The organism is Allobaculum sp., from assembly GCF_047010065.1.
Taxonomy (GTDB): Bacteria; Bacillota_I; Bacilli_A; order Erysipelotrichales; family Erysipelotrichaceae; genus Allobaculum; species Allobaculum fili.
On record NZ_JBKXLD010000080.1, the window covers coordinates 1 to 10614 of the forward strand.

At 51.9% G+C, this 10614-nt stretch carries 9 protein-coding genes; 1 reads left to right on the forward strand and 8 read right to left on the reverse strand.

Annotated elements, in window-relative coordinates:
• Positions 1-100 precede the first annotated feature (100 nt).
• The 5 genes from ACLUYS_RS07530 to ACLUYS_RS07550 all read right to left on the reverse strand — a co-directional run bounded on the left by ACLUYS_RS07530 (position 101) and on the right by ACLUYS_RS07550 (position 4659).
• Positions 101-430 carry a thioredoxin family protein gene (locus ACLUYS_RS07530; protein WP_230268521.1) on the reverse strand — a complete coding sequence of 110 codons (330 nt, stop codon included), beginning with the start codon at positions 428-430 and terminating at the stop codon, positions 101-103.
• Positions 431-544: 114 nt separating this feature from the next.
• A complete protein-coding gene (locus ACLUYS_RS07535; protein WP_412659517.1) occupies positions 545-2092 on the reverse strand; it encodes an aldehyde dehydrogenase family protein in 1548 nt (515 codons plus the stop codon).
• A gap of 114 nt (positions 2093-2206) precedes the next feature.
• Positions 2207-2554 (reverse strand): thioredoxin family protein, encoded by a 348-nt coding sequence (locus ACLUYS_RS07540; RefSeq protein ID WP_288339257.1) that lies wholly within the window; start codon positions 2552-2554, stop codon positions 2207-2209.
• 248 nt (positions 2555-2802) lie between these two features.
• Entirely contained in the window at positions 2803-4407 is a 1605-nt protein-coding gene (locus tag ACLUYS_RS07545) for an AI-2E family transporter (RefSeq protein WP_412659518.1), read from the reverse strand.
• 84 nt (positions 4408-4491) lie between these two features.
• The gene (locus ACLUYS_RS07550; RefSeq protein ID WP_230268438.1) at positions 4492-4659 is read right to left on the reverse strand and encodes an intracellular growth attenuator family protein; all 168 of its coding nucleotides are present in this window, start codon (positions 4657-4659) and stop codon (positions 4492-4494) included.
• Between the two features lie 347 nt (positions 4660-5006).
• Between ACLUYS_RS07550 and ACLUYS_RS07555 the strand changes: the two genes are divergently transcribed.
• The gene (locus ACLUYS_RS07555; protein ID WP_412659519.1) at positions 5007-5642 is read left to right on the forward strand and encodes a lysozyme family protein; all 636 of its coding nucleotides are present in this window, start codon (positions 5007-5009) and stop codon (positions 5640-5642) included.
• Between the two features lie 368 nt (positions 5643-6010).
• Here the strand turns inward: ACLUYS_RS07555 and trxA are convergent, their stop codons facing one another.
• The 3 genes from trxA to glpK all read right to left on the reverse strand — a co-directional run bounded on the left by trxA (position 6011) and on the right by glpK (position 10165).
• Complete coding sequence (gene trxA, locus ACLUYS_RS07560; RefSeq protein WP_230268440.1) at positions 6011-6337, reverse strand: thioredoxin; 327 nt, start codon at positions 6335-6337, stop codon at positions 6011-6013.
• Positions 6338-6584: 247 nt separating this feature from the next.
• The gene (locus ACLUYS_RS07565; protein WP_412659520.1) at positions 6585-8507 is read right to left on the reverse strand and encodes an LCP family protein; all 1923 of its coding nucleotides are present in this window, start codon (positions 8505-8507) and stop codon (positions 6585-6587) included.
• Between the two features lie 173 nt (positions 8508-8680).
• Positions 8681-10165 (reverse strand): glycerol kinase GlpK, encoded by a 1485-nt coding sequence (glpK, locus tag ACLUYS_RS07570; protein WP_412659521.1) that lies wholly within the window; start codon positions 10163-10165, stop codon positions 8681-8683.
• Positions 10166-10614 lie beyond the last annotated feature (449 nt).

The window sequence follows — 10614 nt, forward strand, 5'->3', positions numbered from 1 at the left end:
TAATTTTATTTCACGGATTTTATACTTCAAAAAACGGGACTTTTTCAGCAGCCTCCCAGCTGCGGGCCGTTTTTTATTTTTGGTCGATTGCGGCGCAGGTTTACTGCTGAGCGAGAGCCGAGCGAACGAATTCAAAAATTCCCTGCTCGTCACGGCTGCCGGCGGATTCGGCAACGAGTTCACCGTTGACGAAGAACGTCAGTGTCGGGATGGATTCAATTCCATAAGCCGAAGCGATCTGTTCAAACGTATCAATTTCGGTCCGGGCAACGGCGATGCCTTCCTCATTGAGGGGCTTGCTGGCGGCATCGAGCGTTGGATAGAAAGCTTTGCAGTGGGGGCACCAGCTGGCGTAAAACTCCATCAGAACTTTTTGATTGCTGTTAATAATGTCACTGAAATCTTCAGTACTTGTAACTTGCTGAATCATCGGAAATACCTCCCTTGTTCTTTTTTATTATGAATAGACAAAAGGCGGTATTAGAGTCATTTGCCCGCTTGAATTCAGGGCATTTCCAGGACGTTTCAAGGCATGAATCCGGCTCTAGCGAAGCACTTTTCGAATCAGCGAAGCCATCCAGGGCTTGCGGTCGTTATAGCGCAGCGGCAGATCGAGAATTTTCACATCCGGCTTTACGGCGACGCTCTTAATATGGGAGAACGTTTCATAGCCCCATTTGCCGTGATACTGTCCCATGCCGCTCGCTCCCATGCCGCCAAACGGCACGCTGTCGGAAGCCAGCTGAATGATGGTGTCGTTGATGCAGCCGCCGCCAAAGGGCTGAACGTACTTCATGTACTGCTTCTGCAGACGGTTGCGGGTAAACAGATAGAAAGCAAGAGGCGTCGGCTTATCCGCGAGTTCCTGCATCATCTGACGGAAATTCGTGAACGTCAGCACGGGAAGAATCGGTCCGAAAATCTCTTCCTGCATAACGGGGTCGTCCCAGTCGACATCCAGAAGGACGGTCGGCTCAATCTGAAGGGTCGTTCCGCTCGCACGGCCGCCGATGGCGACCTGTTCGGGATGAATGTAGCCGATCAGGCGTTCATAATGCGCCGGTGAAATGATCTTGCCGATGCGTTCCGGACTTGGATACTGTCGACGGATTTCATGCATCAGTGCAGCCATGAACGGTTCGAGAACCGAATCGTGTACGAGAACGTAATCGGGAGCCACACACGTCTGGCCGGCATTCAGGAATTTTCCGAAGACGATGCGGCGCGCAGCCAGGGCCAGGTTGGCGCTCTCATCGACAACAGCCGGTGATTTGCCGCCCAGTTCAAGTGTCAGCGGCGTGAGATGCTTCGATGCAGCTTCCATGACCATGGATCCGAGCTTCTTGCCGCCTGTAAAGAAGATATAGTCAAAATCTTCTTCCAGCAGCGCTTCGATTTCTTCGCAGCCCTGCGTAAAGACGGTTACATAATCCGGATCGTAAATATTTTGAACGATCTCGGCAATGACTCTGGATGTTTCCGTAGCCGCATGGCCGGTTTTCAGAACGACTGTGTTGCCGGCTGCAATGGCTTCCGCCAGAGGTACCATGGCCAGATAAAACGGATAGTTCCACGGAGCCATGATCAGGACCGTGCCGTATGGAATGCGCACCGTTTCATAGAGTGCGGGCATCTGATGAAGCGGTACCGTGTGGAGATGAACCCGGGAAGCGGAACAGAGATGGCGAATCTGATAGCGGATGGCTTCGAGAACCAGGCCTATTTCGCTCATCCAGCTTTCATCTGCGGATTTCCCCAAATCCGCATAGAGCGCCTGTTCGATGTTCTTCTGCTGAAGGAGGATTTCGTCGTACAGCCGCTTCAGCTGCTTTCCTCGAAACAGCAAGTCCAGCGTTGTGCCGCTTTTGAACAGTTCCTTCTGGCTGGCTACCGCTTGTTCTACGGATTGTTCTACTGATTGGTCCATGTGGGCCTCCTTTTCGTTTGCATTTTTCTCGCCATGCCTGCGGGCGAATAACAGTATTGTATTGGAATCTATCCTTAACAATGAATCGTATTCCCGAAAAAAGAAACCGGCAGATTGCCGGTTGTGTGCTGAAGTCCTGTCTTTTTTGAACGGTTTATCGTCCATTGTACGAAGCGTCCTCAAAAGTGCATGTCAAAGCGGACAGGGCGCTCTTCAATTTCTCCCATCCGCATTGCGGAATACGGAATATGAAAAGAACAGCACGCAGAGCTATGCGCTCTATTCAACCACATCGAGACCGGCTTTCTTACGGGCAATCTTCAGCAGCTCTTTAAGGCTGGCGAGATCACGGTAGCCTCTGGCTTTCAAAACCGGCTTCTTGTCATAAAAGAAGATGAGTGTGGGCAGAGAATCGGCACCATACTGATCGCACAGATCGCCAAACCGGTCGCTGTCGACCTGCGCGATGGTCAGTGAATCCGAAAACTGCTGATCCGCTTCTTCCAGAACCGGATGAAACATCTGACACGGACCGCACCAGGATCCGTAAAAATCCATCAAAACCATGCCGTCTCTGGACAGAACGTCTTCAAATTCGGCTTCACTTTCAATTTGAATCAATGCCATAAAAAACCGCCTCCAGCATCAGTGTAGCGTCTCGTAAAGATCGAGAAGCCGGCTTTTGCTCAAGACGGTTTTTCAATGGCTCTATCGAAATTTCAGATCGGAGAATTCATGCGATTTCCGTTTTTCTTCTCCGTATATGTGCTCCGGATATCCGTATATGTGTTTCGTATGCAGGAAACGTACCGATTTTTTACAGGGGCAGATTTCTATTTCCCATTCGGTTTTCCTCCGGATTTTTCAGTCCAGATTTATTTGGACGAAGAATCGTTTTTAACCGTCACCGCGTTTTGCGCGGGTTCCGGGTCTTTGGCAGGATCGGCGTCCTTCGCTGGATTCGGCTCTTTGACCGGATTGGACGGCTCGGATGGCTTTATCGATGCGGCGGGCTTTTCTGAAGAATCCGAAACCTGACTCAGCGCTTTCGAAGCGGCTTCGGCATTTTTTTGAAGGTCTTCTCGTTCTTCTTTTGTCGGCGATTCGAGATTGGCCGGACTGGAAGGACGAATGTCTTCATCGGTCATGTCGTAGGCACAAAGCAGCGCGTCCAGACGGCGGCGCAGATCTTCATCATCGCGAATCATCTGTTCGACTTCCACCTGCGCTTGAGGATTTTCATCCACCGACTTGCGCAGTTCCATCATTTCGGAACGCATTTTCTGAACAACGTTCTTGCTGGCGTTTTTCTGCCCCTTTTCGTTTGATTCCTTTTCGCGCTCCTGCTCCTGTTCGCGTCTGGCTTTGAGTTCGGCCAGATCGATTTTGGCAATCTTATAGACGGAAGCCATCAGAGGCACGCCGAGGATCATGCCCAGTACGCCAAAAAGCGTACCGCCGACGACGATCGTCATCATGACGTAAATGCCGGGCAGACCGACTTTATTTCCGATAACACGCGGGAAGAAGACGTTGGATTCGATCTGCTGAATGATGCAGAGGAAAATCAGGAAGATCAGACACTTGGTCGGCGAAATGGTAAAGATAATGAACGCGCCGATGCCGCCGCCGATAAAGGCGCCGACCATCGGGATCATGTTGATAACGCCGACAAGAATGCCGATCATCGTCGCATACGGCAGCTGCAAAATCAGCATGCCGACTATGCACATCGTCGAAAGAATAGCCGCTTCAATAATTTCGCCCAGAATGAACGATTTGAACGAGTCATTGACAATGCGCAGGTCGCGGGTCAGATGCGTCCGTTTTGGCTTGGACACGTAGAGATCGACAAAGGTGTAATAGCCTTTGACAAAGCGTTCCTTTTCCGCCAGAACATAGGAGGCGAAAATCACAACTACAAACGTATTCACAAAAAAGCTGACAAAGGAGGACACCAGGTTCATCGTGCTGTCCATCACATTGGAGCCGCCGCTTCCGTTGGTCAGAAAGCGGACAATCACTTCAAACGTCTGATCCCAGTCAATCGGGTTGGCTTTCAGCTTTTCGAGAAGCGAAGGGTAGTTGTGCAGAAGCTTTTGCAGGAGCGTTTCCACTTCGTTGAAATACTCCGGTGCTTCGCTTGTCAGCATGCGCAGCGCGCTGATCAGGTTTGGAATAATGATCGACAGAATCAGGATGATGATCAGAAACATCACCAGAAACGAAGTCAGAATGGCCAGCGCTCTGGCATGATTCTTCACAAACGGCTTATCGGATTTTTTCAGCCGGTCTTCGACCGGGCACATGATCAGATTCAGCACGAAGGCCAGAGCAGCCCCGCCAAGCAGAGAAGTAATCGATCGAAGCAGGATATCGATGCCGGAAACAACATAGGAAAAGTTTGTAATGAACAAAATCGCCAGGACGACAATGACTCCCATCATCCAGAGCGTTCTGTACTTTTTAAAGATTTTCATGGGCTTTTTCCTCGCAAATTACAGTTTGTTTTCACACAAAAAAGAGTCAGGCGATTTCCAGGTTCTGTCGTATAGATCCTGAATTCAGGACATGGATTTTTTCAGAAACCACAGACCGATCCCCAGACAGATCGCGGAGACAATGAGCATCCAGAGAATTCCCCAGAACAGAGAAACCATGGACAGGGCACACGCCAGGAACAGAAATACGCAGCCAAGAATGCCGGCAGTTTTTTTCGAGACAGGTCGCATACAGGACTCTCCTTTGCTTGTTGCTTATTGGTTAATCATACCATTGCATTTTTTAGAGAAGGCAGTTTTCCTGCTTTCTTCCCTTTTGCAGCGCATCCATTTTCTCTGGATCCCGTCGGAATGAATCCGGGTTATTCGAGCAGAAAAACGAACAGAAATCCGGCAATTCAGGCGAGAATCGAACCGGACAAGAACCGAAAGATTTCAGGACGGCCGGTCTTTCGAGCGGCTTTCCTTTAATGGACAATTTTGTGAGTTTTCATATCATTTTGTGAATTTTCCTCTATAATTTTGGCTCATACTGATCCAGCACGTATGGTTTTTGAACAGAAGAAAGGAGAGAGACGATGACCGCACAAAAGAAACCCCGAAAAAAGACACCGCCGCCCCCTCCAGGCCGTCCGCACGGACTGCGCAAGCGCACTCTGATTTTCCCTGCGCTGCTTCTGCTGCTTTCCATCGGATGCTCCATCTTCATCCTCACCCGTCAAAGCGATATTCCCCAGACGCAGCAGGAACTTGTTGCCTTAGTCGAGCACCAGGCGGCTGCCGAAGGCATCAGCGACCTTCTGCGCGAACTGAAGGCGATTGTTACGGTGGAATCCAACTGGTCTGCCGAAGATGTCTTTCAGTCCAGCGAGTCCCTTGGCCTTCCGCCCAATTCCCTTTCGACCGTTGATTCGATCGAACAGGGCGTCCATTACTACCATACCCTTCTCGAAAAAGCCGCCGAGCTCGGTGTAGACCAGGATGCCGTTTTTCAGGCGTACAACTTTGGCAGCGGCTACCTTGATTTTGTCGCCGCCAACGGCGGCGTCCATACCCGCGCACTGGCCGAAGAATTTTCCCGGATTCATTCCGAAGGAAAAGTCGTCTCCTACCCCAACCCCATCGCCATTGCGGCCAACGGAGGCTGGCGCTACGAATACGGCAACATGTTTTATGTCGACCTGATCCATCAGGCTCTGGCCACCATTACCTGATCCAGAATTTTTCCCTCTGGAAAATATTGTCAGATGCATCCGTCGCCCGGAGCGTCTGGCTTTTTTTCTGGGCTGGTCCCGGCGGTTTACGGCTTTTTCCTGCCAATGCGGGCCGCGAATCTGCATGCGGCCTCTCGATTTCCGATCCGCCGTACAGTGCGGACAATACGGATTCTACGGACCGTATGGCCTGTACGTTTTCGTTTTTCAAAAAACAAAGCTGCTCCTGGCCTGCGTGCAGGTCCATGAGCAGCTTTATCTTTCGTATGTATGAATGGGTTAAAGGAGACAGAATCGAATCGGTCCGACCGATACGATTGGTCTCTTTAAGCGCGAGGCTTTCGATTATTGCGTTTTGCGAACCGGGCTTACTTTTCTTCAGCAGCCTGGATGAATTTCATCAGTGCGTTTTCATCCATGTAGCCGGCAGTAGCCAGAACCGGTTTGCCGTCCTTGAAGAAGACGAGCGTTGGAACGGACTGTACTTTGAAGGCAGCCGCGATTTCCTGCTGCTTGTCGATGTCGCACTGGGCTACAACAACTTTGCCTTCGAGTTTTTCAGAGACGCTTTCGAGAACAGGATGCAGCATTTTGCAGGGGCCGCACCAGGTTGCGAAGAAGTCCACGAGTACTTCAGGATGGTTTCCTACGATTTCCTTGTAGGTATCAACAGAATCAATATGACGAATAGACATGATTATTACCTCCTGTCCATGTACTGGACATTTGGCCGAATAGGAAAGGAAGCTGTATGCCGGTACAGTCACAGTTCCTTCCGGCTGATTCCTATTATACGAATATCCGCTTCTCTGCTGGGTTTTAGCGCCCGCCCTCTGTAAAACCCAAAAGAATTTGTCTAGTTTAACTCCATAAAACAAACCGCCCGGATCTTTTTGCGGATCCAGGCGGAAAAATGGAGTTTTCAATGGATAAGTCTGCGATTTACTGATCGCCACTCGGAATTTCGTTGAAGGCACCTTCGCCGCCTTCGCCTGTACCCGGATCCGCCGGAGCCGGTTCAATCGGGACTTCTGTCGTACCCGGATCGATGGGCTCTTCCTGAACGGGATATGTGTAGGAAGGCGTCTGGGACGGATCGACGTAAACCCCGCCGTTTTCGTTGCCGTAATCTGGCGGAAGAATCGGGTCGATGGGCGGCTCGGTCTGGTTGGTCTGGTTGGTCTGGTTGAGTACATGCTTGGAATCTTCGGAATCTTCGCTCTCTGCCGGAATCTGAGGCACACGGCCTTCCAGAACGTCTTCAATCAGGGAATGCGCGGTATTGACGTCTTCTTCGTAAACGAGCGTGACGGAAGCCGCTGCGCCAAGCGCTGCCGACATCTGCGTATCGCTTGCGCCGGTCAGGGCGTAGCTCTGGATGTTCCAGGACGGGAACGAGCTGACTTCCAGGCGAATCAGATCGCGGATCTGGCTGGACGGCATGTTCGTCGTAAACGCGGTAGAAAGCGCGGTCAGCACTTTCGGATAGTTCACCAGCATCGACGGGGACATGACGGAGCGCATGAGCGCCTTCATGACCTGCTGCTGGTTGCGGATGCGCTGGTTGTCGCCGTCGAGATAGGCATGGCGCTCACGGGCAAACGCCAGAGCCCGCTCGCCGTCGAGATGGTTGACGCCTTCGTGCACGCCTTCGGTACCGTTGGCGTAAAAGCGTTCGACTTCCAGACCCGGTTCGACTGTGATATCAATGCCGCCGACTGCGTCGACCACATTGATCAGCGAGGAGAAGTTCACCTGTACGGTGTAGTTGATTTCAATATTGAGGAAATCTTCAATGGTAGATTCGGTTGTGCCGATTCCGTAAATGCCCGAATGGGTCAGCTTGTCGTACTGACCGGCCGCATAGCCGCACGCCGTTTCGTTTTTCCGGCAGGAAAACGGCATGTAGGAATCGCGCGGCAGGGAGACGAGAAGCACTTCGTGCGTTTTCGGATTGACCACCGCAAGCATGTTCACGTCCGTACGGGACTTGGACATGAGCGTTCCATAGTTATCGGAACCGGAAATCATGACCACAAACGGATCCTGCGTAATATCCGCAACCGGATCCGCTTCGTTTTTCATATCTTCCGGAATGTCTTCGTAGTACAGATACTGATCCACCGTATTGGTCAGCGTCGTCAGTGCGCCATAGCGGTTGTAGTCGTTGGCCGCGTCGAGCAGCGAGGAATGGAACTGTTCCGGCAAAACGACCGCTACGACATTGTCTGCGTAAAGCGCGTCAACCAGCTGATACTGATCGGCGAATTCAAGAATTTCGGCGTCTTTCATGCCCTTGCTTTCGAGCTGGGCCAGCGCCGCTTTCGTTCCTTCTTCATCCAGCGTCGGAACGGTACCGATCCGCTTTCCGCTCAGGGAAGCCGGATCTTTTAAATCGTAGCCTTTGGTCGAGTACGTCGTCACCGTTACGGCCATTTTTTCGCCCAGGCCAGCCGCGTCATCGAGAATGGCGTTGGTCTGCGAATCGGAATCGTCACCGTCTTTTCCGGAATGGTTCGCCGTATGGCGCGTACCAATGATGGAAAAGAAGTCCGCGGTCTGCTGGATATACCAGCCGCCAAGAACCGATACGCTGCCAAGCGCAACCGACAGAATGACCAGAAGCGATTTCGCCCAGGTCTTTGTCCGCCGGCGGAACAGTCCCCAGACAATAACGACAAGCAGAAGAAGCAGGAAGGCGCCAAGAACGCTCAGCTGAATCGTGCTGAACACGTCCAGGCTGAATGCCTCGAACATCAGATAGACAAATCCGCCAGCCAGAAAAAGCGAGGCAACCCATGCCAGAACCCGCATGGCTTTTGACGGTTTCGCGGGTTTTCGGCGCGATGGTCGTTTTTTGGGCATAATCTTCTCCTCCTCAAAAAATCTGTTTCTAATCTTACCATACGAAAAAGATGAATTCTCTCTTTCATTCGCTTTATGTACGGTTTCTTTAGCGCCCCAGTCCGTACACGGACCAGAAAAGAAGGTCGACTCTGCGCGCCGCAGACGCTTTTTCTGCCGCTCGATCGGAGCGATCAGAACGTCCGGCAGGTGTGCAGCGCATCAAGCCAGCGTAAGTATTCGCGCTCCATTTCCTTCTGGTTATCCTGCGGAACAAACGAACGTTCGACTTCAATATTCAGATCGTCCCAGTTCCAGAAGCCGCACGCCAGACCAGCCAGATAGGCGGCGCCAAGCGCCGTCAGCTCATTGATTTCAAAGCGGTCGACTTCCATGCGGCAAAGATCCGCCTGCTTCTGCAGCAGGAAATTGTTGGCGGCAGCGCCGCCGTCCACTTTCAGAATCTGAATGGGAATGCCCGAATCGGCTTCCATCGCATCCAGAACGTCCTTGACCTGGAATGCCATGCTTTCGAGCGCCGCCCGGACGAGTTCATCCGTTCCCGTCGAAAAGGTGAGACCGACAATGACCGCCCGTGCCCGTTCGTCCCAGCTTGGCGCGCCCAGACCGACAAAAGCCGGAACTATGTAGACGCCGCCGGCACTGCCGGCACGCACCGCCATTTCTTCCGTCTGACTGACGGAGTAAAAGAGGTGAAGCTTGTCGCGCATCCACTTGAGAATGGATCCGGAAACAAAAATCGAGCCTTCCAGCGCATACGTGACCTGATCGCCGATTTTCCAGGCGATCGTGGAAAGCAGGCCATGGCGGGAACGGACGATTTCCGATCCGGTGTTCATTAACAGGAAGCCGCCGGTTCCATACGTGTTTTTTGCCATGCCTTTTTCCAGACACAGCTGACCGAACAGCGCGGCCTGCTGGTCGCCGACGATCGAGCAGATGTCGACTTCCTGTCCAAAGAGAACGTGCGGCGAAGTCGATCCGTACACCTGCGACGTGGAAACGATTTTGGGCAAAATGGCTTTTGGAATATTGAAGCGCTCGAGAAGTTCGTCATCCCATTCGACGGTTTCGATGTTGCAGAGCATCGTTCGCGACGCGTTGGTCGCATCGGTCACATGGACTTTTCCGCCCGTCAGATTCCAGACGAGCCATGTATCCATCGTACCAAACAGAATTTCACCGGCTTCCGCTTTTTTGCGGGCGCCCGGAACATGATCGAGCATCCAGACGATTTTGGATGCGGAAAAATACGGGTCAATGCGCAGGCCGGTCTTGCGGCGGACAAACGGTTCCAGTCCTTCGTCTTTCCATATATCGCAGATCCCCGCGCTTTGCCGGGACTGCCAGACGATGGCCTTGCAGATGGGCAGGCCTGTACGCTTATCCCAGAGAATCGTCGTTTCGCGCTGATTGGAAATGCCGATTCCGCGAATCCGCGAAGGATCTGCGGACGCTTTGTTCAGTACGTCCGCCAGAACGCCCAGCGTGTCGTACCAGACTTCCATGGCGTCCTGTTCGACCCATCCGCTCTGGGGATATTCCACTTTGCATTCTTTCTGCGCCATGGCCTTCATGTGCTGTTCGTGATCAAACAGGATGGCGCGCGTCGATGTCGTGCCCTGGTCGATCGCCAGGATATACTGATTGTCATTCATATTCATTTTTCGACACCCGGACAGCCTGTTCTGGAACCGCTGCTGTAAAGATGCGGCGTTTTTTGCCAGATTTTTTCGGCTTTGCCAATCGGATGTCTTTACCTCTTTCTTGATTTTATCGACTTTGGAGGGCGGCGTCGCTGAAGACTGGCTCATGCCTCAAGGCTTTTTCTTCTTTGCGGGCGCCTGTCCGATTCGACGCTCTCCGACTGGGTTTGGCCTGAGACAGGTCCCTTCTTTTTCTACAACATTTTTATGAGGCTAAAACGAAGGTTAAACGTATCGTTCCAAACTGTAAGCCGCCTCATCGTGTCGACGCGTAAAACCGTTCCATACAAAAGAAAAAGAGCACGTCGGACGTGCTCCATGAACGGCGAAAAAAACAATCCATATTTAATTAGAACTTTCCCAATGAGCTTAACTATACAAATCGCTCGTTTTTGAAATTT